This window comes from Paenirhodobacter ferrireducens, assembly GCF_004022265.1.
Lineage (GTDB): Bacteria > Pseudomonadota > Alphaproteobacteria > Rhodobacterales > Rhodobacteraceae > Rhodobacter > Rhodobacter ferrireducens.
Genome location: NZ_SAVB01000034.1, coordinates 1 through 26,941 on the forward strand (window position 1 = coordinate 1; position 26,941 = coordinate 26,941).

Sequence of the window (26,941 nt, forward strand, 5' to 3'; positions counted from 1 at the left end):
GTAGCTGAACAGCGACCCGCTCGTCTCGTCCGATCCCCGCATCGCTTTCCCCCGCCAAACCGCCCGGAAAGTGAATCATGTTCCGATTTCGGCGTCCAGCGTGGGGTTTTTCAGCAGCGTGTTAATCATGTGTTCCGGCCGTCCGCGGGCAAGGTCTCAGAGGAAACATACTTTGTCGCAGGGCTTCTCGCAACTCTTCGCAGGTGCAGAAACCCCAGGCTATGCCGAAAAAAGCGGCAAAACTCCGCCGAGCCTAGTGCAGCACCCGGGTGATCGTCCTGAAAATCAGCACGATGTCGAAGCAGACCGAGGCGTTTTTCGCGTAGATCAGATCGAGCCGGGCCTTGGCCGGCACGCAGCGGGCACAATAGACCCGGTCGGTCTCGGAGGCGGTTCGACAGCGCGCCAGCAGCCATTCCTCATGCCGGTGGTAATGAATCGAGGCGAGCCCCGTCACCCCCGGGCGCGAGCGCAGGACCGGGCCATAGATCTCGGGGAAACGCTCGACATACTGGCGCAGCGGCGGGCGTGGGCCGACGAAGGAGATGTCACCCGCGAGGATGTTCCACAGCTGCGGCAACTCGTCGAGGCGGAAGCGGCGCAGGATCCGCCCCGCCGGCGTGATGCGCGCAGCCTTGTGTGCGCCCGAGACGCCGGAATCGCGCGCCACGGTGGTCATCGTGCGGAATTTCCACAGCCGGAAGCCGCGGGCCGGGGTCTTCATCCGCTCGGCCGCATAGAAGAGGGGGCGCCCCTGAGTGAGCAGCAGCGCCGCCGCCACGATCAGCCCGACCGGCAGCACGATGGGCAGGATCGCAAGCGCAAAGAGGATGTCGAACAGGCGCTTTGAAAGGGTCACGCACGGGCCTCCTGCAGGGCGCACAGATCGGCCACCACCGCCGCGGCGCGGGCCGGCGCCTCGGGCACCAGGCCAAGATCGACGGCGCGGGTCACATCGAGCTCGACCTGGGGGATCACGCCTTCGGGCGCCGGCCGCGGCACCCAGGTCTCGCCCGCCGCCGCCAGCAGGGCATCCATCGGCAATGCGCCGGCCAGCGAAAGGTTCAGCACCGCAGGCAGATCCGCCCCCGCCGCCGCAAGCCGCACGAGGCGCGCCAGCGCCGCCGCCAGCGTCTGCGGGCCGATGAAGCTGCGCCGTGGCCCGTGCCCGTCGGCGAGAATGTCGAGCGCCCGCCCGCCCTCGGGGGCCGCGCTCCCCAAAAGCGCATCCGCCCCGGCGACATTGCCGATGCGCAGCCAGATCGCGCCCGGCCGGCCGGCAAGCTCGGCCTCCATTGCCGCCTTCGCCACGCCATAGGGGGCAAGCGGCGCGGGCGCGTCGGTTTCGCGGCAGATCCCGTCCCGGCCCGCGCCATAGACCGCCGCCGAGGAGGCGAGCAGCACCGCCCGCCCGCCCGCCGCATCCGCCGCGTCCAGCGCCGCGCGGGCAAGGGCGGTGTTCAGCGCCAGCGCCTCGGGCGGGCCCGAGGTCACGCCGGCAAGGTTCACGATCACGTCACAGGCGCGCGCCGCGGCGGCGAAGGCCTGGGGCTCGTGCAGCGGGTCAAAGACCAGCGACGGACCGCCCTGCCCGGTGAAGGCCGACTCACGCCGGGCCTGCCAGACCACGCTCTCCGGCGCAGGTTCAGCGGATGCCAAGAAAGCAGGCGACCACGCCCGCCGCAGCAGCGGCCCCAGGCGCCCACTTCCGCCGATGACGAGAAGCCGCGGATTCTTCGGCTTGAGAAATGACTGTTTTGTGCTCATAGACGAAGGACGGAATGCTGGGGTGACTCGCGCTGCCATCGCAAAGCCTTAGCATTGGTCGCAAGACCGCGAAACGGGGGATGTCTGAATGAAGTCGATGCGCCGACTGCCGGCCGCAGCCGTATTTTTGTGCGCGCTTGCCGCCTGCACCCTGCCCCGCGGGGCAGCCATGCAGTCGGAAATCCTGAAGAACTCGGAAGCGGAAGCGCCGCAATTCGCGCATTATGCCGTCGACAGCAAGCTTCTGCCCGCGATCCAGCACTGGCCCGCCAGCAAGGCAGCGGTGTCTCGGCAATGGCTCTCGGGCGGGATCGGCCGCACCGGGCAGGTGCTGACGGCCGGCGACGCGGTGCAGATCGCGGTCTGGGAAAACGGCGAGAACAAGCTGATGACCAACGCCGGCTCGCCCACCACGCAGCTGCAGACCACGCAGATCTCGAGTGCGGGCGCGATCTTCTTGCCCTATGCCGGTCCGGTCAAGATCGCCGGCCTCACCCCCGACGAGGCCCGTGAGAAGATCCAGACCAAGGTGTCCGAACTGATTCCCTCGGCGCAGGTGCAGCTTGAATCGACCCCCGGCAAGTCGAATGCCATCTCGCTCGTCGGCGGCGTGGCGCGACCGGGCAACGTGCCGCTCACCGACCGCTCGCTCACCGTGCTCAACGTGCTCTCGGAAGGTGGCGGCGTTCTGCCCTCGATCGTCAACCCGCAGCTGCGGCTCCTGCGCGGCGGCAAGGTCTACGAGACGTCGATGCAGCGCGTGCTCGACGATCCGGCGCTGGATGCCGGGGTGCGTCCGGGTGACAAGATCGTGGTCGAACCCGACCGGCGCAGCTTCCTCGCGCTTGGCGCCGCCGGGCGGGAACAGGTGGTCAAATTCCCGCAAGATCACGTCAGCGCACTCGAGGCCGTGACCCTCGTCGGCGGCATCGACGGCGCCCGCGCCAACCCCAAGGGCGTTCTGGTCTTGCGCGAATACCCGGCCTCGGCCGTGCATGCCGACGGCAAGGGCGGTCCGGCGCAGCAGCGCGTGGTGTTCTCGATCGACCTGACCACCACCGACGGGCTGTTCTCGGCGCAGAATTTCGAGATCCAGCCGAATGACCTCGTGCTCGCCACCGAAAGCGCGCTGGTCAATGTGCGGACCGTGCTCGGGCTGTTCAATGCCTCGCTCAACACCGCCCGCACGGCGCAGAAGGTCGAGGCCAACTGAGCCCCGTCCGCGTGCAGCTTCCGGGTGGCGGCCAGCCCCGCCACCCGGCCCACAGCTTGATACCGATACAATCGCGGCGCTGGACCTTTGCCGGGCCCGGGGCTTAGTCTCCGCCCCCGACAAAGGAGAGCAGACATGTCTTTCGGCAAGAACATCCGCACCTATTTCGAGGGCAACTGGCATGAGGGCGACATCCCCGTCATGCGCGCGGCCGATCACGGCCTGTGGCAGGGCTCATCCGTCTTCGACGGCGCCCGCCTGTTCGACGGGCTCGTCCCCGACCTCGAGGCGCATTGCGCGCGCGTGAACCGCTCGGCGCAGGCGCTGATGATCACCCCCACCGTCGGCGACGAGGAGATGGTCGAGATCGCCCGCGAGGGGCTGAAGAAATATGCCGCGGGCGCCGCGGTCTATATCCGGCCGATGTATTGGGCGATCGACGGCTCGGACGTGGGCGTCTCGCCGGCGCCGAACTCGACCCGCTTCGCGCTCTGCCTCGAAGAGGTGCCGATGCCCGCCGCCGATGCCGCGACGACGCTGACCACCACCTCGTTCCGCCGCCCGGTGATGGCCGACAACGTGTGCAACGCCAAGGCCGGCTGCCTTTACCCGAACAACGCCCGGATGCTGGTCGAGGCGCGCTCGAAGGGCTTCGGCAACGCGCTTGTGCAGGACGCCATGGGCAATGTCGCCGAAACCGCCACGGCGAACGTCTGGATGGTGAAGGACGGTGAATATTTCACCCCGATCGCGAACGGCACCTTCCTGTCGGGCCTGACCCGCAAGCGCCACATGGGCCTGCTGCGCGAGGCGGGCTACACCGTGACCGAGGCGGTGCTGACGCTCGACGACTTCCGCGGCGCGGACGAGATCTTCCTGACCGGGAACTTCTCGAAGGTGACGCCGGCGGTGGCCTTCGACGAGGTGAAATATGCTCACGGCCCCTTCACCAAGAAGGCGCGAGAGCTTTACATGGATTGGGCGCTCAGCCGTCCGCTCTGAGCCCGGCGTTCGGGCGGCGGGGGCGAGCGGCCCGATCACAGGAGTCCGCCGATGCCCCCGTCCCCGCCCGGTCAGCGGAGTTCGCGATGATCCGCGCCGCAGCGCGGCTGGCCCTCGCCCTCTGGGCGGTGGCCTGTCTGGCCGGGGCGCTCTGGGGCCTCGCCCAGACCCCCTTCGCCGCCCCGTTCGTCGAGCGCGGCGCCGTCGAGGCGAAGGCCGCCCTCACCCGCGCGATGGCGCGCGAGGTCACGCCCGACTGGTTGTTGCCGCGCCTGAGCGCGGCGATCGCCGCCGATGACCCCGACGAGGTGGCCCTGCTGCGCGACATCGGCCGCGACCACGCCATCCCTGTCCCTCCGGCTCTGGACACCGAGGCCGAGGCGCTGATCGCCCGCCATGACAGGTTCTTGGCGCAGGCCGGCGCCTGCCTGCAGTGCATGGCCGACCTTTCCACCTGCCCCTCGCTCACCCTGATCGGCGTCTGCGCGCTTCCCTTCGAGCTGAGCCCGGCGGGCGATGTCGCGGCCCTTGGCCGGCAGGGCGCGAACCTTGCGACCGGAGAAGAGGTCGACGGGGTCGAGGCGGGGCTGGCCGCGGTGGGGCTGGCCGCGACCCTGGTCGCGCTCCCCTCGCTCGGCAGTTCGGTGCCGGTGAAGCTCGGCGCCAGCGTCTTGCGCGTGGCGCGCAAGGCCCGCGCGCTGTCGCCCGGCATGACCGAGGCGCTGCGGCTGGCCGCGCGCGGCGGCGGCCGGGCCGAGCGGCTGACCGCCGTCGCCAGCGATGTCACCCGCATCGCCGCACAGACCTCGCCGGCCGAGGCACTGCGGGTGCTGCGCCTTGCCGACAGTCCGGCCGAGCTGAGCCGCCTTGCGCGGCTTGCCGATGCCGCCGGCCCCGACACGCGCAAGGCCCTTGCGGTTCTGGGCAAGGCGCGTAGCCTGCGCATGCTGCACCGCCTGAGCGATCTTGCGGTGATGACGACAGGGTTCCTGTTGTCGATCGCCGCGCAGATCGGCACTCTGATCGGCGCGATTTTGAAACTGATGCTGCGCCGCGCCCTGCGCCGTCCGCCGCCCCGGCACCTGCCGCCCGGGCTGCGGACCCGGCCGGGCCCCGGCTGAAGGAGACCCGATGCGCAAGTTCCTTGTCGTGCTCGACGACACGCGCGAATGCCTGAACGCGATGCGCTATGCCGCGATGCGCGCCGCCCATACCGGCGGCGGCGTGACCATCCTTTCGGTGATCCCGCCCGAGGAATACCAGCACTGGATCGGCGTTGCCGAGATCATGCGCTCGGAGGCGCGCGACCGGATCGAGGCGCATTTCGAGGTCTTCGCGAAATGGATGCGCGACCGGCAGGGGGTGGACCCGGAACTGGTGATCCGCGAGGGCGAGCCGGCACACGAGATCCTCGACGTGATCCGCACCGATTCCGAGATCGGCGTGCTTGTCCTTGGCGCCGGCACCGACAAGTCGGGCCCCGGTCCGCTCGTCACCCAGCTCAGCCGCACCTCCGGCTCGCTGCCCTGCCCGCTCACCGTGGTGCCCGGCGACATGTCGAAGGAACGGCTCGAGGCGATCACCTGAACCGCCGTTATCGCGGCCCGACCTGCGCCAAAGCCGCGCATTTCGGCCCGCAAAACTTGACGGAAACACTCGGCGGACGCATATGTGCCACAAGCCAAGGAGGCGCGCCATGTTCATCCAGACCGAAACCACCCCGAACCCCGCCACGCTGAAGTTCCTGCCCGGCATGACCGTGCTCGAGGCCGGCACCGCCGATTTCCCTTCGGCCGAGGCGGCGGGGAAATCGCCGCTCGCGAAGCGGCTGTTCTCCGTGCCGGGGGTGGCCGGGGTTTTCCTCGGCGCCGATTTCGTCACCGTGACCAAGGACGCGGCGACCGACTGGGCCCATGCGAAGCCCGCGATCCTCGGCGCGATCATGGAGCATTTCCAGTCCGGCGCCCCGGTGATGGACGGCGAAGGCACCCCGGTGCACGCCGAGCATGACGGCGAGGACGGCGCGATCGTCGCGCAGATCAAGGAGTTGCTCGACACCCGCGTGCGCCCGGCCGTGGCGCAGGACGGTGGCGACATCACCTTCCACGGTTTCGAGCGCGGTGTCGTCTATCTGCACATGAAGGGCGCCTGCGCCGGCTGCCCGTCCTCGACCCTGACGCTGAAGATGGGCATCGAGAACCTGCTGCGCCACTACATCCCCGAGGTCACCGAGGTGCGCCCCGTTGCCGGCTGAGGGATACGTTCTCGGCTTCGACACGTCGGCCGCGCATTGCGCGGCCGCTTTGCTGCACGCGGGGCGCCCCGTCGCCGAGCGGCGCGAGGAGATGTCGAAGGGCCAGGCCGAGCGGCTGATGCCGCTGCTCGAGGAACTGCTCGCCTGTGCGGGCATCGGCTGGCATGATCTCGCCGCGATCGGCGTCGGCACCGGACCGGGCAATTTCACCGGGGTGCGGATCTCGGTCGCGGCGGCGCGCGGGCTGGCGCTGTCGCTCGGCATCCCGGCGATCGGGGTCAGCACGCTCGAGGCGCAGGCCGAGGGCCTGCCCCGCCCGGTCACCGTGGTCGAGGATGCCCGCCGCGGCGAGGTCTATCTGCAAAGCTTCACCGCCGACGGCGCAAGTGAGCCCGCGCTGCTGCCGCTGACCGAGCTGCCCCCCGGCATCGCCGGCCATGCGCTGACCGGATCGGCCGCGGCACTCGCCTATGCCGAGGTGCAGGCGGGCGAGATCGTCGAGCCGGCGATGCCGCTCGCCGAAGCCATTGCCCGCATCGCCGCGCGCCGCGCCGGCACGCCGCAGCCGCGCCCGGCGCCGCTGTACCTGCGCTCGGCCGATGCCGCGCCGCCCTCGGACCCGCCGCCGGTGATCCTCGACTGATGACCGCCGCCGAGCTTGCCGCCCTGCATGCCGCGTGTTTCACCACGCCGCGCCCCTGGTCCGAGGCGGAGATCACCGACCTTCTCGCCTCGCGCTTCTGCTTCCTGATCGAAGAGCCCGCGGGCTTCCTGATCGGGCGCGAGATCGCCGGCGAGGCCGAGCTGCTGACCGTCGCCGTCGATCCCGCCGCGCGCCGACAGGGGCTCGGTCGGCGTCTGCTGGCGGGCTTTGCCGCCGAGGTGCGTGCCCGTGGCGCCGACACCGCGTTTCTGGAAGTCGCCGAGGACAATGCCGCTGCCCGCGCGCTGTATGCCGCGGCCGGCTGGCGGGAATCCGGACGCCGGCGCGGCTATTACCACAGCCCCGACGGGCGGGCGGTGGATGCCCTCGTGCTGAGCCTCGCACTGGCGCCGCCCAGCATTTGACCAGTTGCTCAAATCCCCGCCAACTGCTGCCGGGGCGCGGCAAAATCGCGCTTGACCGACCGCCGCTCCTCGGCGCTAATCGGGCTGGTCCGCGGGCCCTGCGCCCGCCAACGGCGTTCCGCGAGGGAACGCAGCACAACGACCGGGAGTGACCCATGACCCTGATGAAACAGTTTCTCGGCGCGGCTGCCACGCTGGCGCTGCTCTCCGGCGCAGCCGCGGCCGATCCGGCGCTGATCTACGACCTCGGCGGCAAGTTCGACAAATCCTTCAACGAAGCGGCCTATGCCGGCGCGAAGAAATGGGCCGAGGAAACCGGCGGCTCCTACAAGGAACTGGAGATGCAGTCCGAGGCGCAGCGCGAGCAGGCCCTGCGCCGTCTGGCCGAGTCGGGCGCCAACCCGATCGCGATGACCGGCTTTGCCTTCGGTGACGTGCTGAACACCGTCGCGCCGGACTATCCGAACACCAGGTTCGTCATCATCGACGCCGTGGTCGACCAGCCGAACGTGCGCTCGGTCGTCTTCACCGAGGAGCAGGGCTCCTACCTCGTCGGCATGATGGCCGCGCTCGCCTCGAAGTCGCAGACCGTGGGCTTCATCGGCGGCATGGACATCCCGCTGATCCGCAAGTTTGCCTGTGGCTATGCCCAGGGCGTGAAGGCGGTGAACGCCGACGCCAAGGTGCTGCAGAACATGACCGGCACCACCCCCGCCGCCTGGAACGACCCGGTGAAGGGCGCCGAGCTGACCAAGGCCCAGGTCGCGCAGGGCGCCGACGTGATCTATGCCGCCGCCGGCTCGACCGGCATCGGCATCCTGCAGGCGGCGGCCGACGCGAACATCCTGTCGATCGGCGTCGACAGCAACCAGAACTATCTGCACCCGGGCCAGGTCCTGACCTCGATGGTGAAGCGCGTCGACAATTCGGTCTACGAGGCGTTCAAGGAAGGCCCCGAGCTGAGCACCGGCACCATGGTGATGGACCTCGCCAAGGATGGCGTCGGCTATGCGATGGACGAGAACAACGCCAAGCTCGTCACCGACGAGATGAAGGCCAAGGTCGATGCCGCGGCCGCCAAGATCAAGTCGGGCGAGATCACCGTGCACGACTACATGACGGACAACACCTGCCCGGTGGAATGATGGCACCGGCACAGGACACGGGGCGGCAGGCAACTGCCGCCCCGGCGATCGAGCTGCGGGGCATTTCCAAGGCCTTCGGCCCGGTGCAGGCGAACAAGGACATCTCGATCCGGGTGATGCCCGGCATGATCCATGGCATCATCGGCGAGAACGGCGCGGGCAAGTCCACGCTGATGTCCATCCTTTACGGCTTCTACAAGGCCGACGCGGGCGAGATCCTGATCCACGGCCGCGAGGCGAAGATCACCGACAGCCAGGCCGCGATCCGCGCCGGCATCGGCATGGTCTTCCAGCATTTCAAGCTGGTGCAGAATTTCACCGTGCTCGAGAACGTCATTCTCGGCGCGGAAGAGGGCGCGCTGTTGCGCCCCTCCCTCGCCAAGGCGCGGCGCGAGCTGAAGCGGCTGGCCGAGGAATACGAGCTCGAGGTCGACCCCGATGCGCTGGTCGAGGAGCTGTCCGTCGGCCACCAGCAGCGCGTCGAGATCCTGAAGGCGCTCTACCGTCAGGCCGATATCCTGATCCTCGACGAGCCCACCGGCGTGCTGACGCCCGCCGAGGCGGACCACCTGTTCCGCATCCTCGCGAACCTGCGGATGCAGGGCAAGACGATCCTGCTGATCACCCACAAGCTGCGCGAGATCATGGAGATCACCGACACCGTCAGCGTCATGCGCCGTGGCGAGATGACCGCAACGGTGACCACCGCCGGGACCTCGCCCGAGGAACTGGCCGAGCTGATGGTCGGACGCAAGGTGCTGCTGCATGTGCCGAAGGCGCCGGCCAATCCGGGCCGCACCGTGCTGGAAATCCGTGACCTGCGGTTGCGCGACGCGACCGGGGTCGAGCGGATCAAGGGGATCGATCTGACGATCCGCGCGGGCGAGATCCTGGGCATCGCGGGGGTCGCCGGCAATGGCCAGTCCGAACTCCTCGAGGTGCTCGGCGGCTTTGCCGCGGCGACCGGGAGCGTGCGGATGAACGGCGAGGAGATCGACCTGACCGGCCGCCACTCCGACGGCCAGACCCGGCGCGCGCGCGGCATCGCCCATGTCCCCGAGGACCGCCACCACCTCGGCCTGATCCTCGATTTCTCGGCGTGGGAGAACATCGCCTTCGGCTATCACAACGCGCCCGAATACCAGAAGAACGCGCTTCTGATGGACAATGCGGCGATCATCGCCGACACCGAGGGCAAGATCGAACGCTTCGACGTGCGCCCGCCGAATGCCTTCCTGCCGGCGAAAAGCTTCTCGGGCGGCAACCAGCAGAAGATCGTCCTCGCCCGCGAGATCGAGCGCAATCCCGACCTGCTTCTGGTCGGCCAGCCCACCCGCGGCGTCGACATCGGCGCGATCGAATTCATCCACAAGCGCATCGTCGAGCTGCGCGACGCCGGCAAGGCGGTGCTTCTGGTCTCGGTCGAGCTTGACGAGATCATGTCGCTCGCCGACCGCATCGCGGTGATGTTCGACGGCCGCATCATGGGCGAGCGCCTGCCCGCCGACACCAACGAACGCGAGCTGGGCCTGCTGATGGCCGGCGTCGCCGACAGCGCGGAGACCGCGGCATGACGAAACTGCCGACCTGGGCCGACCTCGTGCTCGTGCCACTGATCTCGCTGGTGCTGGCCGCGGCGATCTCGGCGCTCGTCATCCTCGGGATCGGCGGCGATCCGGTCGAGGCGGTGAAGGTGATGGTCGATGGCGCGCTCGGCTCGCCCTATGGCTGGGGCTACACGCTCTATTACACCACCTCGTTCATCTTCACCGGGCTCGGGGTGACGGTCGCCTATCACGCCGGTCAGTTCAACATCGGCGGCGAGGGGCAGGCGCAGCTCGGCGGTCTTGGCGTGGCGCTCGTCTGCCTGGCGCTGCCCTGGCCGCACTGGACGCTCGCCCTGCCCGCGGCGATGGTCGGCGCGGCGCTCTTCGGTGCAGCCTGGGCCGCGGTGCCCGCCTGGCTGCAGGCGAAACGCGGCAGCCACATCGTCATCACCACGATCATGTTCAACTACATCGCCGCGGCGCTGATCGTCTATCTTCTGGTCGAGGTGCTGCGCCCCGCCGGGCAGATGGACCCGGCCACCCCCCGCTTCCCGAAGGGCGCGGCGCTGCCGGGCTTTCACGAGATCCCCGGCCTGTCGGCGATCTTCACCAGCAAGGTGCCGGCGAACGTCACCTTCTTCGTCGCGCTGCTGGCCTGCGTCGGCGTCTGGCTGCTGCTGTGGCGCACCCGGCTCGGCTACGAGATCCGCGCCTTCGGCAAGTCGAACTCGGCCGCGCGCTATGCCGGGATCTCGCCCGTCAAGGTCATCCTGCTGTCGATGCTGATCTCGGGCGGGCTGTCGGGCCTGATGGCGATCAACAACGTCATGGGCGAGGCCGGGCGGCTCTTGCAGAACTCGGCCGAGGGTGCGGGCTTCATCGGCATCGCGGTGGCGCTGATGGGCCGCAACCACCCGCTCGGCGTGTTCCTGGCCGCGTTCCTCTTCGGCTTCCTCTATCAGGGCGGAGCCGAGATGGGGCTCTGGACCTCGATCCCGATCGAGCTGCGCCTGCTGGTGCAGGGCCTCGTCATCCTGTTCACCGGAGCGCTCGACACCATGGTGCGGATGATGATCGCCCCGTTCTTCCGCCCGCGCCGGAAGGAGGCCGCCTGATGGATTACGCAACGCTTCTGCAGATTCTGGCCTCGACGCTGCGGCTCGCGACGCCGCTTCTGCTCGCCTGTCTGGCCGGGCTCTACTCCGAGCGCTCGGGCATCTTCGACATCGGCCTTGAAGGCAAGATGCTGATGGCGGCGATGGCCTCGGGCGCGATCGCGGCGATGACCGGCTCGGCCTGGATCGGGCTCGCCGCGGGGATCGGCGCCTCGCTGCTGCTGGCGGCGCTTCACGGCGTCGCCTCGATCACCTTCCGCGGCAATCAGCTGATCTCGGGCGTGGCGCTGAACTTCGTGGCCTCGGGCGCGACCGTGCTGATCGCGCAGGCGCTCTTTCAGCAGGGCGGCCGCACCCCGCCGCTGACCGGCGCGGCCCGGTTCGAGCCGCTCGCCCTGCCCTTCGTCGACACGCTGAAGGGCGTGCCCCTGTTCGGCCCCTTCTATGCGCAGGTGCTGTCGGGCCATTCGATCCTCGTCTATCTCGCCCTTGCCGCGGTGCCGGCGAGCTGGTGGCTGCTTTACCGCACCCGCTTCGGCCTGCGCCTGCGCGCCGTGGGCGAGAACCCGGAATCGGTCGACACCGCGGGCGTCTCGGTGATCCGGCTGCGCTATACCGCCGTTGCGCTGACCGGCGTGCTGTGCGGCGTCGCCGGCGCCTACATGGCGACCGCGCTGCAGGCGGGCTTCGGCCGCGAGATGACCGCGGGGCGCGGCTATATCGCGCTTGCCGCACTGATCTTCGCGAAATGGCGACCGTGGTCGGCGCTGTGGGCGACGCTGCTCTTCGGCTTCCTGCAGGCGCTGGCGCTGCGCCCCGACGTGATCGAGGGCACGCTGCACATGAAGATCCCGGTGTCGTTCCTCGACGCCCTGCCCTACATCCTGACGGTGATCGTGCTGGCCGGTTTCGTCGGCCGCGCCATCCCGCCCCGTGCCGGAGGAGAACCCTATGTCAAAGAGCGCTGAGCTTGCCGAACTGATCCGCGCGCGCGCCGGCACCGAGCCGCCGCGGCTCGGGCTGATCCTCGGCTCGGGCCTTGGCCATCTTGTTGCCGAGGTCGAGGGCGTGGCGATCCCCTATGCCGATCTGCCGGGCTTTCCCCATGCCGGCGTCTCGGGCCACAACCCGCAGCTGGTGATCGGCACGCTCGAGGGCGTGCGCGTCGCGGTGCTGGGCGGGCGGGCGCATTACTACGAGCGCGGCAACCCCGCCGAGATGCGCCTGCCGCTCGAGGTGCTGAAGGCGCTCGGCACCGAGACGCTCTTGCTCACCAATGCCGCGGGCTCGCTGCGTGCCGACATCGGGCCGGGCGATCTGATGATGCTGAACGACCACATCGCCTTCGCCGGCACCAACCCGCTGATCGGCGAGCCCTCGGATGCGCGCTTCGTGCCGATGACCGAGGCCCATGACCCGGTGATGCGCTCGACCCTGCGCGCCGCCGCCGAGGCCGAGGGCGTGGCGCTGCCGCAGGGCGTCTATTGCTGGTTCTCCGGCCCCTCCTTCGAGACCCCGGCCGAGATCCGCGCGGCCAAGGTGCTGGGCGCCGATGCCGTCGGCATGTCGACCGTGCCCGAGGTGATCCTCGCCCGTTTCCTCGGGCTGCGGGTCGCCGCGGTCTCGGTCATCACCAACATGGGCGCCGGGCTGTCGAGCGAGGCAATCAGCCACGAGCACACCAAGGCGATGGCACCGCTTGGCGCGGCGAAGTTCGAACGCGTGCTGCGACGATACCTGCGCAGCCTCTGAGCCCCGAAAGCGTCATTTGACAGTGGCCCCCGGCGGGGCAACACTGAAGGCTCATCCCGACGGACGGCCGAATGCAGATCTACCTTCCCATCGCCGAGGTCTCGGTCAACGCCTTTCTCCTGCTGGGCCTCGGGGGGATCGTCGGATTGCTGTCGGGGCTGTTCGGCGTGGGCGGCGGCTTTCTCATCACGCCGCTGCTGTTCTTCATCGGCATTCCGCCCTCGGTGGCGGTGGCGACCGGGGCAAACCAGGTCGTCGCCTCCTCGGTCTCGGGGGTGCTGGCGCAGTTCAAGCGCAAGGCGGTCGACGTGCCGATGGGCGTGGTGCTGCTGCTCGGCGGGATCCTGGGCTCGGCGCTCGGCATCTGGGTGTTCAACCGGCTGACGAAACTCGGCCAGATCGACCTCGTGGTGCAGCTCGCCTATGTGCTCTTCCTCGGCTCGATCGGGCTCTTGATGCTGCAGGAGGCGGTGCGGGCGATCCGCCGCGCCCGCCGGCCCGGCGCCCGCGCCCATGTGAAGCGGCATCAGCACAACTGGGTGCACAAGCTGCCGCTGAAGATGAAGTTCCGCGCCTCGGGGCTCTACATCTCGGTGATCCCGCCGGCACTCGTCGGCATGGCCGTGGGCGTTCTCGCCGCGATCATGGGCGTCGGCGGTGGCTTCATCATGGTGCCGGCGATGATCTACCTTCTCGGCATGCCGACCAAGGTGGTGATCGGCACCTCGCTCTTTCAGATCCTCTTCGTCTCGGCCTTCACCACGCTGATGCACGCGATCACCAACCAGTCCGTCGACGTGATGCTGGCGCTGCTTCTGATCATCGGCGGCGTGATCGGGGCGCAGGTGGGCTCGCAGCTCGGCGGCCGGCTGAAGGCCGAACAGCTGCGCATCCTGCTTGCCCTTCTGGTGATCGCGGTGGCCGCGAAGCTCGGGCTCGATCTGCTGATCCGCCCGGCCGAACTCTTCTCCCTCTTCGCGGGAGCCAGGGGATGATCCGCCTTCTCGCCCTGCTCGCGCTGCTCTTCGCCCTGCCGGCCGAGGCCGGCCCCGAGGAGGTCGTCGCCGGTCTCAGCCGCGACAACATCGGCATCACCGCCGCCTTCAACGGCTCCGAGGTGCTGATCTACGGTGCGGTGAAACGCGACGCGCCGGAACCGGGCGGGGCGCCGCTCGCGGTGATCGTCACCCTCGAGGGGCCGGCGCATCCGGTCACCGTCCGCCGCAAGTCGCGCGCGTTCGGAATCTGGGTGAACACCGACAAGGTCCGCGTCGCCGCCGCGCCGAGTTATTACGCCGTCGCCACCACCGGCCCGGTGGCCGAGATCCTGTCGCCAGAGACCGATGTGACGCAGCGCATCACCGTGCCACTCGCCGTGCGCGCCTTCGCCGGCCCGATCGAGGTGACCGACGCCCGCCCCTTCACCGAGGCGCTGCTGCGCATCCGCGAGGAGGAAGGGGTCTATTCGCTCGACGAGGGCGCGGTGCGGCTGGTCGAGGACACACTCTTCCGCGCCGACTTCCGGCTTCCCGCGAACCTGACCGAGGGCGATTACAAGACCCGCATCTTCCTGCTGCGCGACGGCAAGGTCGTCGACCGCTACCAGACTGCGATCTACGTGCGCCGCGTCGGGCTCGAGCGCTGGCTCTACATCCTGTCGCGCCAGCACGCCGCGATCTATGGCGCGATGTCGCTGGCGCTCGCCGTCTTCGCCGGCTGGGCCGCGGCGGCGCTGTTCCGGCTGATCCGGAGCTGAGCCGCTCAGAAGGCGCGGAAAGTCATCGTGGTGAGGGTGCGCGCGATGCCCGGGATATCAAAGAGCGTCTCGTTCAGGAAATGGCCGACATCGGCCTCATCGGGCACATAGACCTTGGCGATCAGGTCGAAATCGCCCGAGGTCGAGTAAAGCTCGCTCACCACCTCGCGTTCATAGATTGCGTCGGCAACCTCGTAGGTCTTGCCGGGCTGGCAACGGAACTGGACGAAAACGCAGCGCATGAGAGGCCTCCTTCTGTCGGTGCCAGACTAGGCGCAGCGGCGGCCGAGGGGAAGCACCTTCAGCCCTCTTCCTCGCGCTCGAGCGTCAGCGTGGCGCCGCCCTTCGGCAGGTCGTCGATCGAGAGCGGCGCCGAGGGCCGGGCGAGCCGCGGCCGCACCACCCACAGCAGCCGGTGCTCGGCCCGGGTGATCGCGACATAGGCAAGCCGCTTCCACAGCGGGATCCCCGCCTCGGTCCGGCCAGCCCGAGAGGCGGCATAGATGTCGGGGGCGAAGACCTGCACATCGGGCCACTGGCTGCCCTGCGCCTTGTGGATCGTCACCGCCGCGCCATGCAGGAAGGCCGCCCCCATCCGCGCCGCATAGGGGATGAAGGGCTCCTCCTCGTCGGGCAGCTCGATCTTGATGATCGAGGCCGCCGACAGCCGCGGCTCCTCCGCCCCCATCACATGGAGCCGCGAGAATCCGGGCTTCTTGCCGGGGCCGAGGTAGATCACCTGCGCGCCCTTGATCAGGCCCCGCGCCTCGAGGTCGATGCGCTTCTTGCGATGCTTCAGCGGCAGCTCGATGCCGTCGCAAATGAGCGGCTCGCCCGGCAACAGCGCGTCGGCCGGCGCGCCATGGGCGGCGCGGAATGCCTGGATCAGCCGGATCCGCGTCGCATTGCGCCACACCAGCACCGGGCTGCGCGCCATCAGATCACTTTCCACCCGCTCGGCCCAGACCACCCGCGGATCGCGCGCCGCGGCCGTTTCGATCATCCGCTCGAACGCCTCGAAGGCCAGGCTGTCGTCGGCGAGCGCATGGGCGAGATCGAGGATCGGGTTGTCCTCGGCCTGCCGGTGGATGCGGTGCAGCACGTGTTTCGAGGCGGCGGGCAGACGCTCGAAACACATCTCGCCGGACTGGTTGACCGGCGCGAGCTGGGCCGGATCGCCGAACAGCACCAGCGTCGGGAAGATCTCGCGCAGGTCGTCGAACTGCCGCTCATCAAGCATCGAGGCCTCGTCGACGAAGCCGATGTCGAGAGGATCCTCGCGCCGTTTCCAGCCCTGGATGAAGTCGGACCCGCGCAGCCCCGCCGAGGCGAGCGCCCCGGGGATCGACTTGTGCAGGTCGTAAAACGCCTTCGCCCGGTCGAGTACTTCCTCGGTCAGCCCCATGTCGCCCAGAAGATCGGGCTTCGGCCGCTCGCCCTGCCCCGCCAGCCATTCCGCGATGCGCTCGTATTCCGGGTCATAGACCGGGGTGTAGAGAATGCGGTGGATGGTGGTCGCCGGCACCCCGCGCGAGCGCAGCACCGAGGCCGCCTTGTTCGTGGGGGCGAGGATCGCGAGCGTGCGCCGCTCCTTGCGCTTGCGCCCCTCGAAGTCGCCCGAGACGATCTCGATCCCGGCCTCTTCCAGCGCCTTGTAGAGATTGGCGAGCAGCAGCGTCTTGCCCGAGCCCGCCTTGCCGATCACCGACAGAACGCTCGGCGCGCCGCCCTCGGGCAGCACCGTGCCCTCGACGAGATCGACGCCTGCGGCCTCGAGCGCCTCGGCAATGGCATCCCAGGCCTCGGCCTGATCTTCGGAAAACTGGACGGTCGCAGGGGTGGTGCTCATGGGCGCGACCTTACAGGGCGCACCCGGCTTTCGGAAGGCGGGAAATCGGCCCGGGAAGGCGCCTCCGGCGGAGGTATTTTCGGCAAGAGAAAGCCCCCTCCCCTTTCATCTTGCTGAAAATACCTTCGGGGGGCCCGGGGGGCAGACAGCCCCCCGGCACCGTATCAGGCCGCGCGCGAGGTCGGGGTGACCAGCGCGACGATGTCCATCATGATCCGGTTCAGCTCGAAATCCTTCGGCGTATAGACCCGCGCCACGCCGAAGCCCTTCAGCTTCACCGCGTCCTCGTCGGGAATGATGCCGCCGACGACCACCGGCACATGGTCGAGCCCGGCCGCGCGCATCCGCTCCATCAGCTCCTCGATCAGCGGGATATGGCTTCCCGAGAGGATCGAGAGACCGACCACATGCGCCTCGTCCTCGACCGCCTTCGCGACGATCTGCTCGGGCGTCAGGCGGATGCCGTCATAGGTGATGTCCATGCCGCAGTCGCGGGCGCGGAAGGCGATCTGCTCAGCGCCGTTCGAATGGCCGTCGAGCCCGGGCTTGCCGACCAGGAACTTCAGGCGCCGGCCAAGCTGCGAGCTGACCGCATCGACCGCGGCGCGGATCTCGTCGAGCCCCTCGGTCTTGTTCGAGGGCGCGCGCGAGACGCCGGTGGGCCCGCGGTATTCGCCGTGCACCGCGCGCATCACGCCGGCCCATTCGCCGGTGGTGGCGCCGGCCTTCGCCGCGGCGATTGAGGCGGGCATGATGTTGCGCCCGGCCTTGGCATCCTCGGACAGCCGCGCCAGCGCCGCCTGCACCGCCGCCTCGTCGCGCGCCGCGCGCCAGGCGGTGAGCCGGCCGACCTGATCGGCCTCGACCGCCGGATCGACGACCATGATGCCGCCATCGCCCGCGGTGAGCGGCGAGGGCTCGCCCTGCTGCCAGCGGTTCACGCCGACGACGATGGTCTCGTTCGCCTCGATCCGGTTGATGCGGGCGGCGTTCGAGTCGACGAGCCGCCCCTTCATGTAGTCGATCGCCGCGATCGCCCCGCCCATGGCGTCGAGGGTCTCGAGTTCCTGCCGCGCGCCGGCCTTCAGCTCTTCGACCTTCGCCGTCACCGCCGGGTTGCCGTCGAAGAGATCGCCGTATTCCAGCAGGTCGGTCTCGTAGGCCATAATCTGCTGCATCCGCAGCGACCATTGCTGATCCCAGGGCCGCGGCAGGCCGAGCGCCTCGTTCCACGCCGGCAGCTGCACGGCGCGGGCGCGGGCGTTCTTCGACAGCGTCACCGCGAGCATCTCGATCAGGATGCGGTAGACGTTGTTTTCGGGCTGCTGCTCGGTCAGGCCGAGGCTGTTCACCTGCACGCCATAGCGGAAGCGGCGGTATTTCTCCTCCTCGATGCCATAGCGTTCGCGGCAGATCTCGTCCCACAGCTCGGTGAAGGCGCGCATCTTGCACATCTCGGTGACGAAGCGGATGCCGGCGTTCACGAAGAACGAGATCCGGCCCACCATCGCCGGGAAGCCCGCGGCCGGCACCTTCTTCTTCAGATCGTCCAGAACCGCGATGCCGGTCGCCAGCGCAAAGGCCAGCTCCTGCTCGGGCGTCGCACCGGCTTCCTGCAGGTGGTAGGAACAGACGTTCATCGGGTTCCACTTCGGCAGGTGCTCGCGCGTGTAGGCGGCGACGTCGGTGATCATCGCGAGCGAGGGCTTCGGCGGGCAGATATAAGTGCCGCGGCTGAGGTATTCCTTCACCAGGTCGTTCTGCACCGTGCCCTGAAGCTTCGACACATCCGCGCCCTGCTCCTCGGCCACCGCGATATAGAGCGACAGGAGCCACGGCGCCGTCGCGTTGATCGTCATCGAGGTGTTCATCTGCTCGAGCGGGATCTGGTCGAAGAGCGCGCGCATGTCGCCCAGATGGCAGACCGGCACGCCGACCTTGCCGACCTCGCCGCGCGCGAGCACATGGTCCGAATCATAGCCGGTCTGGGTCGGCAGGTCGAAGGCCACCGACAGCCCGGTCTGCCCCTTCGCGAGGTTCATCCGGTAAAGCTCGTTCGACTTCGCGGCCGTGGAATGGCCCGCGTAGGTGCGGAACAGCCAGGGCTTGTCCTTGGCGGGTTTCTGGATCTCGGTCATGGCGGCCTCCGGGGCTGGGGCGATTCACGATGGGCAAGAAAATTGCCGTTCGAGACCTGATATGCGAAAGAATGTGTCCCTGTCAATTCGCTGCGGCGCGGCGCGACGGGATGACCCGCGGACCGATTGCGGCAGGCCCTGCTGGCCGCGCAGCGATCCTTTTGCTTGTGCAGCATGGGCTTGCCGGTTTCGCCTTTGCGCCGAAATGCAAGGGACACAAAATTACAAAATCGCAACTTAGAGCATTGCATTGTTGCGCGGGCAAGATTATTTCGTTCTGCAATCCCCGCCTGATTCTGCGGCGCGGCGACGACAACAGGAGATGCTCATGGCCCTCGACGTGAACACCGGGATCGCCCCTTATGACGCCCCCGAGAAGGACCTCTACGAAATCGGCGAGATGCCGCCCCTCGGCTATGTTCCGAAGAACATGTATGCTTGGGCGATCCGTCGCGAGCGTCACGGCGAGCCCGAGCAGTCGTTCCAGGTCGAAGTCGTCCCGACCTGGGAGATCGACAGCAACGAGGTGCTGGTTCTGGTGATGGCCGCGGGCGTGAACTACAATGGGGTCTGGGCCGGTCTCGGCATCCCGGTGTCGCCCTTCGACGGCCACAAGCAGCCCTATCACATCGCGGGTTCGGACGCGGCCGGCATCGTGTGGAAGGTCGGCGACAAGGTGAAGCGCTGGAAGGTGGGCGACGAGGTCGTGATCCACTGCAACCAGGACGACGGCGACGACGAGGAATGCAACGGCGGCGACCCGATGTTCTCGCCCAGCCAGCGGATCTGGGGCTACGAGACGAACGACGGCTCGTTCGCGCAGTTCACCCGCGTGCAGGCGCAGCAGCTGATGCCGCGACCGAAGCACCTGACGTGGGAGGAATCGGCCTGCTACACGCTGACCCTCGCCACCGCCTATCGCATGCTTTTCGGCCACGAACCGCATGACCTGAAGCCGGGCCAGAACGTGCTGGTCTGGGGCGCCTCGGGCGGGCTTGGTTCCTTCGCGATCCAGCTGGTGAACGCCGCCGGCGCCTCCGCGATCGGGGTGATCTCGGACGAGGACAAACGCGACTTCGTGATGTCGCTCGGCGCCAAGGGCGTGATCAACCGCAAGGACTTCAAGTGCTGGGGTCAGCTGCCCAAGGTGAACTCGGATGAATACAACACCTGGCTGAAGGAAGCGCGCAAGTTCGGCAAGGCGATCTGGGACATCACCGGCAAGGGCGTCAGTGTCGACATGGTCTTCGAACACCCCGGCGAGGCGACCTTCCCGGTCTCGACGCTGGTGTGCAAGAAGGGCGGCATGGTCGTCATCTGCGCCGGCACCTCGGGCTTCAACTGCACCTTCGACGTGCGCTACATGTGGATGCACCAGAAGCGCCTGCAGGGCAGCCACTTCGCCCACCTCAAGCAGGCCTCGGCGGCGAACAAGCTGATGATCGAGCGCCGCATCGACCCGTGCATGTCCGAGGTCTTCCCCTGGGACGAGATCCCGAAGGCCCATACCAAGATGCTGCGCAACCAGCACAAGCCCGGCAACATGGCGGTGCTGGTGCAGGCGCCGCGCACCGGGCTGCGCACTTTCGAGGACGCGCTCGAGGCAAGCCAGAACCGCTGAGCCCCGCGCACGACACAAAAAAGCCCCCGCGGCCGAAAGGGCGCGGGGTTTTCCCTTGTCCTGACTGTCGGAAGGGTCAGGCGCGCAGACGACGCATGGCGAGGATCTGCGCCGCGGCCGCGTGCAACGGCACGGTGCGGAACATGTCGGCGAGCATCCGCACATCGGCCTTCACGCCTTCCCAGCGGCCGCGCTTCGCCCCCTTCCAGGGGCTCGCGACCTCGGGCCAGCGGACCACGGCGATGCGCTGCCGGCTGCCGATCCAGCGCCGGTTCAGATAGACCTCGAGCCCGAAGCGCGGCAGCGTGCGCAGCGCCCCGGTCTCGCCGATCAGCGCCTTGGGCATCACCCGCTCGCCCGAGATGTAATCGAGCCCGATCGCCCGCCAGGGCCAGGGGGAATTGCCGCGCAGGCTGATCGAGACATCGGCCCGCCCCTCGCGCACCGGCGCGATCAGCGCCTCGAGTGCGGTCGGGCCAAGGCCGATCAGGTCGCTGTCGATCAGCATGACCAGCTCGTGCGTCGCCGCCTCGATGCCGACCGAGACGGCCCAGCTCTTGCCGCGGTTCTCGGGCAGGCGGATCAGCCGCGCGCCCTCGACCGCGGCGGCGGCGTCCGCAGTGCCGTCGGACGAGCCGTCGTCGACCACGATCACCTCGTCGATCGCCGGGTGATCGAGCACCTCGCGCAGCACGGTGGCGATGCGCGGCGCCTCGTTGAAGGCGGGGATCACGCAGCTGAGGCGCCGGCTCATGCCTCGGCGCCCCCGGCCCGCGCCGCCTCGAGCCCGCCCATCGCGGTGCCGCGCCACTCAAAACCGCGGCGCATCCAGGTGGTCGCCCAGAGCGGCGCCAGCAGCAGGTCGCGCAGCCCCATCGCGGCGATGTCGCGCGGCCCGCAGGGCCAGCCCGCGATGCGGCACAGCGCGATCTCGGCCCCATACCAGAGCGCGAGGAAGGGCAGCGCCCAGCCCAGACCGGCCAGACCGCCCAGCGCGATCAGCGCGGCGACGGGCGGCCAGGGGCCGAGCAGAATCTCGGCCACGAAGAGGCCCGGAAAGCCGTCGCGCCGCACCCGCGCCCAGCGCAGCTGCCGGTCCCAGACCGCGCGCAGGCTGCGCGGCCCGATCGGCTGCGCGAAAGGCTCGCGCGCCAGACGCACCACCAGCCCCTGCCCGCGCACCGCCTTGGTCGAGGCGACGTCCTCGGCCAGATCGCGGCCAAGCGCGACAAGCCCGCCGGCATGTTCGAGGACGTCGCGGCGCCAGAACAGCGTCTTGCCCTGTGCGAAGCCGAAACCAAGGCTGTCAGCCGCGAGCTGCCAGCGCGCCTGGAAACTATTCAGGAAGGCGCATTCGAGCGCCCCACCGAGCCCCTCGCCGCGGATACCGACCGGCGGGCAGGACACCAGCCCGGTGTCGGGCCGCCAGACGGACAGCAGCCGCTCGATGTAATCGACGGGCAGCAGCAGGTTGGAGTCGGTCATCGCGACGAAGGCGCCGCGGCTGACCCGCCAGCCCTTCTCGAGGTTGTTGAGCTTCGGATTGCCGCTCAGCCCGCTTTCGCCGATCAGCAGCTGTGCGTTGACCTGCGGGTTCTCGGCGATCAGCCGGCGCACCAGCGGCACCGCCGGGTCACTTTCATGCGCGGCACAGAAGATCACCTCGAGGTCGCGCCAGCTCAGCCGGAAGGACGAGCCGAGCGTCTCCTCGTCATGCAGGTCAAGGCCGCAGACCGGGCGGATCAGGCTGACCAGCGGCCGGCCGGGGATCGGGCGCACGGGCGTGAGGTGCAGATAGCGGCGCGCCGTCAGCGCCGCCGAGGCGAGGTGCAGCGCCAGCGTCACCACCACGAAGGCCGACAGCAGGATGACAAGGGCGGTCATGCACGGCGGCTCCGCTCGGCAGCAGGGGTCCAGAGCTCGGCGCTCTGCGTCTCGCCCGACCATTCCAGCATCTGCAGCGAGCCGTCGGCGGTCTCGACCAGCGCGGTCTGGTTGTCGACCCAGTCGCCGCAATTCGCGTAGACGAGCCCGTCGCGGTGATGCAGCGCCGCCTTGTGGTAATGGCCGCAAATCACCCCGTCGTGGCCGCGCGCGCGGGCGAGCGCCGAAAGCCGTTCCTCGAACTTGTTGCCCACCAGCATCAGCGCGTTCACGCCCATGATCGCCAGCTCGAACAACCCGCGTTCCGAGGTGCGATGCAGATGCAGTTTCAGCCACTGGTCGGCGGCGCGCAGCGTGGCATCGGCGCGGCTGCCGATCCGGGTCATCACATGCCACCGAAAGATCCGCGCGTCGCACTGATCGCCATGCAGGATCAGATAGCGCATGCCGTCCGCCGCTTTGTGCACGTCGGTCTCGCGCAGCTCGAAGGCGCCGAACATCGGCCCCTCGTGCAGGCGCAGTGCCGCATCGTGATTGCCGGGCAGATAGACCACCCGCACGCCCGCGCGCGCCCGCGTGCTCAGCTCCTCGATGATCGCGTCATGCGTCTCGCCCCAGTGCACGCGGCCCGGGTGCCAGATGTCGAGGATGTCGCCCACCAGATAGATCGTCTCGGCCTCGGTCCGGTTCAGGAAATCGAGGAAGCGCGCTGCCCGGCTGCCCCGGGACCCGAGATGCAGATCCGACACGAAGAGGGTGCGATAGCTCTTGCGCATCGTCTGGGGAGCGGTTTCAGGCATGACAGCTTCCTTTTGCTTCCTGACCCCCAATGCGCCGCAAGCGATACGGTTTCATGTCAGTTCGACAAAACTATGTGACAGTTTCTGCGACGCAGCAACGGCTTTCCGGTGTCACACGCAAGCGTGACACGAATGGAAGTCTTGTCAATCGCCTCTTACACGAACGGGCCATCTGCCGCCAGCACCTTGAAACCGCGCGTTTTCCATGGCCTTCTGCGAGAAATCCTTTGATCCACGATTTTGGGACTGTCCCGCCGATGTCCTTCTATGCAGACCTGCCCGACCGCTGCTTCTGGAGGCGCTGCCTGCGCCGCCCACGCTTCGATTTTGCCGAGATCTACCAGCCCACGGTGACGATCGAGGCGGGCGAGCCGATCGCCACCGCGGGCAGCTGTTTTGCGCAGAAGATCGGGCGCGAGCTGAAGCGCTCGGACGCGCGCTTCCTCGACCTCGAGCCAGCCCCTCCGGGGATGAGCGAGGCGACCGGGATCGGCTTCGGCTATGGGCTCTACTCGGCGCGGTATGGCAATATCTACACCACCGCACAGCTGCTGCAGCTGGCCGAGGATGCCTTTTCCGACCATGTGCGCGAGGATGCGCTGTGGACGAAGGACGGCGCCTGGTTCGACGGGCTGCGGCCGCGGATCGAGCCGGGCGGCTTTGCCCGCCGGGCCGACGTGGTGACGGCGCGGCGCTCGCACCTGCGACAGGTGCGGCGACTGTTCACCGAGGCCTCGGTCTTCGTCTTCACCCTCGGGCTGACGGAACGCTGGGAGCATGCCGAGACTGGCACGGTCTATCAGCTCTGCCCGGCGACGGTCGATCCGGCCTTCGGCGCGCCCGAGCACCGCTTTCACAACACCGGGGTGAGCGATGTGGTGTCGGAACTGACGCGCTTCATCGCGCTGGTGCGTTCACACGCGCCCGACCTGCGCTTCCTGTTCACCGTCTCGCCGGTGCCGCTCGCGGCCACCGCGACCGGCGGCCATGTGCTGCCGGCCACCATCCGCTCGAAATCGGTGCTGCGCGCGGCGGTCGACGAGGTCGTCACCACCCTGCCCGGCTGCGACTATTTCCCCTCCTACGAGATCGCCACCGCCAACCCGCTGCTGCGCGACGCCTTCGATGCCGGCCAGCGCGAGGTGAAGGACGAGGTGGTGGCCGAGATCATGACAACCTTCTTCGCCGCCCATCCGGGGCTGAGCCGCACGCTGCCCGACACGGCCGCCGAGGAGCCCGACACGGTCTGTGACGAAATCCTGCTGGACGCGTCGCGCACATGAAGATCTTCGTCACCGGCAATTCGCATTCCGCCTGCCTGATCGAGGCCTGGAAACAGGTGCAGGGCAGCTCGCCGCATCAGATCGACTTCTTCGTGCGCGGCGGCAGCGGGGTGAAGGACTACCGCATCGACGGTACCCGGATCGAGGCCGGCAATGACGATTTCCGCGGCTATCTCGCCCGGCTCGGGCTGAGGGACAGCTTCGATCTGGCCGAGTATGACGCCCGCGTGGTGATCGGCGCCGAGGTCAGCCCGTTCCTGATGATCTCGATCCTGAACAAGTGCCACGTCCTCGGCTGGCCCGACCCGAACCGCCGCGGCGCGCAGGAGATCACCGAACGCTGCCTTCAGGCCGCGCTGGCCGACGGTCTGCGGGGCGCGAACGGCGGGCAGATGGTGGCGGCGCTGCAGGCCCTGCCGGGGCTCGGCGCGCGGCCGATGCTCGTCGTGCCGCAGCCCTTCCCGTCAGAGCGACTCAGGACCATGGGGACGGCCGGGGCGGGCTTCCTGCGCACGATCCGCGGCCGCATCGCGCCCCGCGCCGCGGCGGGTTTCGCCGATGTCGCGACCCGCACTTTCGCCGATCTCGGCGCGCACTTCCTGCCCCAGCCCGAGGATACGACGGCCGATTTCATCCTCACCCCCGAGGCCTTCACCAGCCGGGCCAAGCGGCTGATCGACCTCGACAAAGTGCAGCCGAAGGGGGATTTCCTCCACGCCAATGCGGCCTTCGGCGCACGCATCCTGAACCAGATCCTCGACACCCTCGAGGCGTGAAGTCGATTAAAAAGCGCGATAAATTCCGGGCGGTGAAGAAGGAACAAATAGGAAACCATTAACCGCACAAGGCGCAGCATCTCCCTGCAGCAGGAGACGCGCCATGTCCGGAATTTACATCATCGCAGGGCAGAGCAACGCCAACAACATCGCCGATGAGATGACCGCCGAGTTGCGGGCGCGCGATCCGGGCTGCACCGTGCTCACCGTCGCCGATGCGGGGGCGCCGCTGACCTGGGGGCGGGGCGGAGACACCGACTGGTATCAACGCAACGACCTGCCCAAAGACCTGCTCGACGCGCTCGACACGGCGCTGCGGCGCGATGGCAGCGCCCATCTCGAGGGGATCATCTGGGTGCAGGGCGAGGCCGACACGCTCGCCTGCGCCCGCAGCAGCCTTTATGCGGAAAAGGCCGAGGCGCTCTTCAACCGGATCGAGACGCATCTGCATGACGGTTTCGCCGGCCGGGATGCGGCGTTCTATGATTTCGACGTCACGACGCTGCAGCTCTCCGGCTATGCACCCGCGGCGGCCCGCGACGCCTGGTCGACGATTATCGGCGAGCAGCAGGCGCTGGCCGCCGCGGACGACCGGGTGCAGCTGCTGAATGTCGATCTCGTCGCGGCGCAGGCGGGCATCAGTCCCGGCGCGATGTTTGTCGATGCGCTGCATTACAGCCAGGCGCTGGTGAATGCGCTGGTCACCGCCACCGCCGACAGCCTGCTCTCGGGTACCGCCACCGCGGCCGCGCGGGTGACCATGGGCACCGACGGGGATGATGTGTTCACCCCGGTGCAGATGCCCTCGGCAACCGGCAGCCACAGCCCGGAGATCCCGCCACTCGCCTTTGCCGGCTTCGGCGGCGACGACACCTATACCGTCCTTTCCCCCCGGACGCTGGTGATCGAGGCGGCGGGCGGCGGCGCCGACCTGATCCGGGCGCACAGCAGCTACGACATGTCCCTCTGGGCGCCGCAGGTCGAGGCGCTGACAGTGATCGGCCGGGCCGGGCGTCACATCACCGGCAACGCCCTCGGCAATCAGCTCACCGGCAATGCCGGGCGCGACTGGATCGCCGGAGCCGCCGGCGCGGATACGGTTTTCGGCGGCGGCGGCAACGACACGCTGCGCGGCGGCTTTGGCGCCGACCGGCTCGCGGGCGGCAACGGCAGAGACCGGCTCTGGGGCGATGCCGGAAATGACACGCTTCTGGGCGGAGCCGGCAATGACACGCTCGTCGGCGGTAATGGCACCGATTTCCTCAATGGTGGCAATGGGGATGACCTGTTGCGCGGCGGCTGGGGCGCGGACCGCTTCTATCACGACGGCACTGCGGCCGCGGGCTGCGACCGCATCGCCGATTACAACGGGGACCAGCACGACGTGCTGATCTTCAGGGACAGTTCCGCCTCGGTCGGTGATTTCGACTTGCGCGTCACCTCTGTTCCGGGGGCCGGCAACGCGACCGTCGCCGAGGTGCAGATCATCGACACCCGTTCGGGAGAGCCGGTCTGGACCCTGACCGATGGCGCGGCGCAGGCTCACCTCTGGCTGCAGATCGGGGGGCAGACCTATGACCTGCTCGCCTGAGCCCGTCAGCCAGCGGGCAGGGCTGTGGCGGCGGCGCTTTCGTCCTTCAGTGCAACGCCGGTCGCGCCGAGCTGACGCGCGGCACCGACCAGCCAGGCAAGGCGATCGGCCGCAGCCTCCGGGCCAAGCCCGCCATGGCCATGGATGTTCGACACGCAATTGCGCGCGCTGTCGCGCAGCCCCACCCGCGGCGCCAACGTCAGATAGGCGCCAAGACTGTCCGCCACCGTCAGCCCCGGACGCTCGCCGATCAGCATCAGCACCATCCTCGCTCCGGTCGCCGCCCCGATCGCGTCGCCAAGCGCCACCCGCGCCCCCTCGGCCAGGATCACCGGCACCGCGACCAGCTCGGGCAGCCGCGCCACCAGCGCCGCCACCAG

27 protein-coding genes are annotated in these 26,941 nt (G+C 68.7%); 18 read left to right on the forward strand and 9 right to left on the reverse strand.

Annotated elements, in window-relative coordinates; translation table 11 throughout:
• Nucleotides 1-253: 253 nt before the first annotated feature.
• Together EOW65_RS19185 and EOW65_RS19190 are read right to left on the reverse strand one after the other, a co-directional pair.
• Nucleotides 254-859 carry a sugar transferase gene (locus EOW65_RS19185; protein ID WP_128152195.1) on the reverse strand — a complete coding sequence of 202 codons (606 nt, stop codon included), beginning with the start codon at nt 857-859 and terminating at the stop codon, nt 254-256.
• The gene (locus EOW65_RS19190; protein ID WP_128152197.1) at nt 856-1,767 is read right to left on the reverse strand and encodes an NAD-dependent epimerase/dehydratase family protein; all 912 of its coding nucleotides are present in this window, start codon (nt 1,765-1,767) and stop codon (nt 856-858) included. The genes EOW65_RS19185 and EOW65_RS19190 overlap by 4 nt, the downstream gene beginning before the upstream one ends.
• Nucleotides 1,768-1,936: 169 nt before the next feature.
• Between EOW65_RS19190 and EOW65_RS19195 the strand changes: the two genes are divergently transcribed.
• The 14 genes from EOW65_RS19195 (at nt 1,937) to EOW65_RS19260 (ending at nt 14,619) form a co-directional block, all read left to right on the forward strand.
• A complete protein-coding gene (locus tag EOW65_RS19195; RefSeq protein WP_164880167.1) occupies nt 1,937-2,980 on the forward strand; it encodes a polysaccharide biosynthesis/export family protein in 1,044 nt (347 codons plus the stop codon).
• Nucleotides 2,981-3,115: 135 nt separating this feature from the next.
• Entirely contained in the window at nt 3,116-3,982 is an 867-nt protein-coding gene (locus EOW65_RS19200) for a branched-chain amino acid aminotransferase (RefSeq protein ID WP_128152201.1), read from the forward strand.
• Nucleotides 3,983-4,068: 86 nt separating this feature from the next.
• A complete protein-coding gene (locus EOW65_RS19205; RefSeq protein WP_128152202.1) occupies nt 4,069-5,103 on the forward strand; it encodes a hypothetical protein in 1,035 nt (344 codons plus the stop codon).
• 10 nt (nt 5,104-5,113) lie between these two features.
• Nucleotides 5,114-5,569 (forward strand): universal stress protein, encoded by a 456-nt coding sequence (locus tag EOW65_RS19210; protein ID WP_128152204.1) that lies wholly within the window; start codon nt 5,114-5,116, stop codon nt 5,567-5,569.
• Between the two features lie 109 nt (nt 5,570-5,678).
• Nucleotides 5,679-6,236, forward strand: a complete 558-nt coding sequence (locus EOW65_RS19215) for a NifU family protein (protein WP_128152206.1) — start codon at nt 5,679-5,681, stop codon at nt 6,234-6,236.
• Nucleotides 6,226-6,879 carry a tRNA (adenosine(37)-N6)-threonylcarbamoyltransferase complex dimerization subunit type 1 TsaB gene (gene tsaB, locus EOW65_RS19220; protein ID WP_128152208.1) on the forward strand — a complete coding sequence of 218 codons (654 nt, stop codon included), beginning with the start codon at nt 6,226-6,228 and terminating at the stop codon, nt 6,877-6,879. The genes EOW65_RS19215 and tsaB overlap by 11 nt, the downstream gene beginning before the upstream one ends.
• Nucleotides 6,879-7,304: a ribosomal protein S18-alanine N-acetyltransferase gene (rimI, locus tag EOW65_RS19225; protein WP_128152210.1), complete on the forward strand. Its 426-nt coding sequence runs from the start codon at nt 6,879-6,881 to the stop codon at nt 7,302-7,304. The genes tsaB and rimI overlap by 1 nt, the downstream gene beginning before the upstream one ends.
• A 155-nt stretch (nt 7,305-7,459) precedes the next feature.
• Nucleotides 7,460-8,449 (forward strand): BMP family lipoprotein, encoded by a 990-nt coding sequence (locus EOW65_RS19230; protein ID WP_128152212.1) that lies wholly within the window; start codon nt 7,460-7,462, stop codon nt 8,447-8,449.
• Nucleotides 8,449-10,023: an ABC transporter ATP-binding protein gene (locus EOW65_RS19235; RefSeq protein WP_128152214.1), complete on the forward strand. Its 1,575-nt coding sequence runs from the start codon at nt 8,449-8,451 to the stop codon at nt 10,021-10,023. The genes EOW65_RS19230 and EOW65_RS19235 overlap by 1 nt, the downstream gene beginning before the upstream one ends.
• Complete coding sequence (locus tag EOW65_RS19240; protein WP_128152216.1) at nt 10,020-11,111, forward strand: ABC transporter permease; 1,092 nt, start codon at nt 10,020-10,022, stop codon at nt 11,109-11,111. Before EOW65_RS19235 ends, EOW65_RS19240 begins: the two co-directional genes overlap by 4 nt.
• Nucleotides 11,111-12,079, forward strand: a complete 969-nt coding sequence (locus EOW65_RS19245) for an ABC transporter permease (RefSeq protein WP_128152218.1) — start codon at nt 11,111-11,113, stop codon at nt 12,077-12,079. The genes EOW65_RS19240 and EOW65_RS19245 overlap by 1 nt, the downstream gene beginning before the upstream one ends.
• Nucleotides 12,063-12,863 carry a purine-nucleoside phosphorylase gene (locus EOW65_RS19250; RefSeq protein WP_128152220.1) on the forward strand — a complete coding sequence of 267 codons (801 nt, stop codon included), beginning with the start codon at nt 12,063-12,065 and terminating at the stop codon, nt 12,861-12,863. The genes EOW65_RS19245 and EOW65_RS19250 overlap by 17 nt, the downstream gene beginning before the upstream one ends.
• Nucleotides 12,864-12,934: 71 nt before the next feature.
• Nucleotides 12,935-13,858, forward strand: a complete 924-nt coding sequence (locus tag EOW65_RS19255; RefSeq protein ID WP_128152222.1) for a sulfite exporter TauE/SafE family protein — start codon at nt 12,935-12,937, stop codon at nt 13,856-13,858.
• Complete coding sequence (locus tag EOW65_RS19260) at nt 13,855-14,619, forward strand: TIGR02186 family protein (RefSeq protein WP_128152224.1); 765 nt, start codon at nt 13,855-13,857, stop codon at nt 14,617-14,619. Before EOW65_RS19255 ends, EOW65_RS19260 begins: the two co-directional genes overlap by 4 nt.
• 5 nt (nt 14,620-14,624) lie before the next feature.
• Here the strand turns inward: EOW65_RS19260 and EOW65_RS19265 are convergent, their stop codons facing one another.
• The 3 genes from EOW65_RS19265 to EOW65_RS19275 form a co-directional block, all read right to left on the reverse strand.
• On the reverse strand, nt 14,625-14,861 hold the full coding sequence (locus EOW65_RS19265; RefSeq protein WP_128152225.1) for an Lrp/AsnC ligand binding domain-containing protein: 237 nt from the start codon (nt 14,859-14,861) through the stop codon (nt 14,625-14,627).
• A gap of 59 nt (nt 14,862-14,920) precedes the next feature.
• Nucleotides 14,921-16,468 carry an ATP-dependent DNA helicase gene (locus EOW65_RS19270; RefSeq protein ID WP_128152227.1) on the reverse strand — a complete coding sequence of 516 codons (1,548 nt, stop codon included), beginning with the start codon at nt 16,466-16,468 and terminating at the stop codon, nt 14,921-14,923.
• Between the two features lie 164 nt (nt 16,469-16,632).
• A complete protein-coding gene (locus EOW65_RS19275) occupies nt 16,633-18,606 on the reverse strand; it encodes a protein meaA (protein ID WP_128152229.1) in 1,974 nt (657 codons plus the stop codon).
• A 328-nt stretch (nt 18,607-18,934) separates the two neighbouring features.
• Between EOW65_RS19275 and ccrA the strand changes: the two genes are divergently transcribed.
• Nucleotides 18,935-20,227 carry a crotonyl-CoA carboxylase/reductase gene (ccrA, locus tag EOW65_RS19280; RefSeq protein WP_128152231.1) on the forward strand — a complete coding sequence of 431 codons (1,293 nt, stop codon included), beginning with the start codon at nt 18,935-18,937 and terminating at the stop codon, nt 20,225-20,227.
• A gap of 76 nt (nt 20,228-20,303) precedes the next feature.
• Here the strand turns inward: ccrA and EOW65_RS19285 are convergent, their stop codons facing one another.
• Genes EOW65_RS19285 through EOW65_RS19295 form a run of 3 tightly spaced genes read right to left on the reverse strand, consistent with a single transcriptional unit; the run spans nt 20,304 to nt 22,911 of the window.
• Nucleotides 20,304-20,981 (reverse strand): glycosyltransferase family 2 protein, encoded by a 678-nt coding sequence (locus EOW65_RS19285; protein WP_128152233.1) that lies wholly within the window; start codon nt 20,979-20,981, stop codon nt 20,304-20,306.
• A complete protein-coding gene (locus EOW65_RS19290) occupies nt 20,978-22,111 on the reverse strand; it encodes a ceramide glucosyltransferase (protein ID WP_128152234.1) in 1,134 nt (377 codons plus the stop codon). Before EOW65_RS19290 ends, EOW65_RS19285 begins: the two co-directional genes overlap by 4 nt.
• A complete protein-coding gene (locus tag EOW65_RS19295) occupies nt 22,108-22,911 on the reverse strand; it encodes a UDP-2,3-diacylglucosamine diphosphatase (protein ID WP_128152236.1) in 804 nt (267 codons plus the stop codon). Before EOW65_RS19295 ends, EOW65_RS19290 begins: the two co-directional genes overlap by 4 nt.
• 257 nt (nt 22,912-23,168) lie before the next feature.
• Here EOW65_RS19295 and EOW65_RS19300 point away from each other — a divergent pair, with 257 nt between their 5' ends.
• The 3 genes from EOW65_RS19300 (at nt 23,169) to EOW65_RS19310 (ending at nt 26,561) form a co-directional block, all read left to right on the forward strand.
• Nucleotides 23,169-24,194 (forward strand): GSCFA domain-containing protein, encoded by a 1,026-nt coding sequence (locus tag EOW65_RS19300; protein ID WP_164880168.1) that lies wholly within the window; start codon nt 23,169-23,171, stop codon nt 24,192-24,194.
• Nucleotides 24,191-24,970 carry a hypothetical protein gene (locus EOW65_RS19305; protein WP_128152240.1) on the forward strand — a complete coding sequence of 260 codons (780 nt, stop codon included), beginning with the start codon at nt 24,191-24,193 and terminating at the stop codon, nt 24,968-24,970. Before EOW65_RS19300 ends, EOW65_RS19305 begins: the two co-directional genes overlap by 4 nt.
• A 103-nt stretch (nt 24,971-25,073) precedes the next feature.
• Nucleotides 25,074-26,561 carry a sialate O-acetylesterase gene (locus EOW65_RS19310; protein ID WP_128152242.1) on the forward strand — a complete coding sequence of 496 codons (1,488 nt, stop codon included), beginning with the start codon at nt 25,074-25,076 and terminating at the stop codon, nt 26,559-26,561.
• A 5-nt stretch (nt 26,562-26,566) separates the two neighbouring features.
• Here EOW65_RS19310 and EOW65_RS19315 read toward each other — a convergent pair.
• Nucleotides 26,567-26,941, reverse strand: a 375-nt coding sequence (locus EOW65_RS19315) for an ethanolamine ammonia-lyase light chain EutC (protein WP_206364108.1), incomplete at its 5' end; no start/stop codon positions are given.

Excerpts from the sequence above, each read along its gene's own strand:
- EOW65_RS19285 (WP_128152233.1), bottom strand. The coding sequence starts at position 20,981 with ATGAGCCGGCGCCTCAGCTGCGTGATCCCCGCCTTCAACGAGGCGCCG.
- EOW65_RS19245 (WP_128152218.1), top strand. The coding sequence starts at position 11,111 with ATGGATTACGCAACGCTTCTGCAGATTCTGGCCTCGACGCTGCGGCTC.
- EOW65_RS19195 (WP_164880167.1), top strand. The coding sequence starts at position 1,937 with ATGCAGTCGGAAATCCTGAAGAACTCGGAAGCGGAAGCGCCGCAATTC.
- EOW65_RS19205 (WP_128152202.1), top strand. The coding sequence starts at position 4,069 with ATGATCCGCGCCGCAGCGCGGCTGGCCCTCGCCCTCTGGGCGGTGGCC.
- EOW65_RS19300 (WP_164880168.1), top strand. The coding sequence starts at position 23,169 with ATGTCCTTCTATGCAGACCTGCCCGACCGCTGCTTCTGGAGGCGCTGC.
- EOW65_RS19295 (WP_128152236.1), bottom strand. The coding sequence starts at position 22,911 with ATGCCTGAAACCGCTCCCCAGACGATGCGCAAGAGCTATCGCACCCTC.
- EOW65_RS19290 (WP_128152234.1), bottom strand. The coding sequence starts at position 22,111 with ATGACCGCCCTTGTCATCCTGCTGTCGGCCTTCGTGGTGGTGACGCTG.
- EOW65_RS19270 (WP_128152227.1), bottom strand. The coding sequence starts at position 16,468 with ATGAGCACCACCCCTGCGACCGTCCAGTTTTCCGAAGATCAGGCCGAG.
- EOW65_RS19200 (WP_128152201.1), top strand. The coding sequence starts at position 3,116 with ATGTCTTTCGGCAAGAACATCCGCACCTATTTCGAGGGCAACTGGCAT.
- EOW65_RS19230 (WP_128152212.1), top strand. The coding sequence starts at position 7,460 with ATGACCCTGATGAAACAGTTTCTCGGCGCGGCTGCCACGCTGGCGCTG.
- EOW65_RS19310 (WP_128152242.1), top strand. The coding sequence starts at position 25,074 with ATGTCCGGAATTTACATCATCGCAGGGCAGAGCAACGCCAACAACATC.
- EOW65_RS19275 (WP_128152229.1), bottom strand. The coding sequence starts at position 18,606 with ATGACCGAGATCCAGAAACCCGCCAAGGACAAGCCCTGGCTGTTCCGC.
- EOW65_RS19260 (WP_128152224.1), top strand. The coding sequence starts at position 13,855 with ATGATCCGCCTTCTCGCCCTGCTCGCGCTGCTCTTCGCCCTGCCGGCC.
- rimI (WP_128152210.1), top strand. The coding sequence starts at position 6,879 with ATGACCGCCGCCGAGCTTGCCGCCCTGCATGCCGCGTGTTTCACCACG.
- EOW65_RS19250 (WP_128152220.1), top strand. The coding sequence starts at position 12,063 with ATGTCAAAGAGCGCTGAGCTTGCCGAACTGATCCGCGCGCGCGCCGGC.
- EOW65_RS19305 (WP_128152240.1), top strand. The coding sequence starts at position 24,191 with ATGAAGATCTTCGTCACCGGCAATTCGCATTCCGCCTGCCTGATCGAG.
- EOW65_RS19240 (WP_128152216.1), top strand. The coding sequence starts at position 10,020 with ATGACGAAACTGCCGACCTGGGCCGACCTCGTGCTCGTGCCACTGATC.
- EOW65_RS19210 (WP_128152204.1), top strand. The coding sequence starts at position 5,114 with ATGCGCAAGTTCCTTGTCGTGCTCGACGACACGCGCGAATGCCTGAAC.
- EOW65_RS19235 (WP_128152214.1), top strand. The coding sequence starts at position 8,449 with ATGGCACCGGCACAGGACACGGGGCGGCAGGCAACTGCCGCCCCGGCG.
- EOW65_RS19255 (WP_128152222.1), top strand. The coding sequence starts at position 12,935 with ATGCAGATCTACCTTCCCATCGCCGAGGTCTCGGTCAACGCCTTTCTC.
- EOW65_RS19215 (WP_128152206.1), top strand. The coding sequence starts at position 5,679 with ATGTTCATCCAGACCGAAACCACCCCGAACCCCGCCACGCTGAAGTTC.
- EOW65_RS19190 (WP_128152197.1), bottom strand. The coding sequence starts at position 1,767 with ATGAGCACAAAACAGTCATTTCTCAAGCCGAAGAATCCGCGGCTTCTC.
- ccrA (WP_128152231.1), top strand. The coding sequence starts at position 18,935 with ATGGCCCTCGACGTGAACACCGGGATCGCCCCTTATGACGCCCCCGAG.
- EOW65_RS19265 (WP_128152225.1), bottom strand. The coding sequence starts at position 14,861 with ATGCGCTGCGTTTTCGTCCAGTTCCGTTGCCAGCCCGGCAAGACCTAC.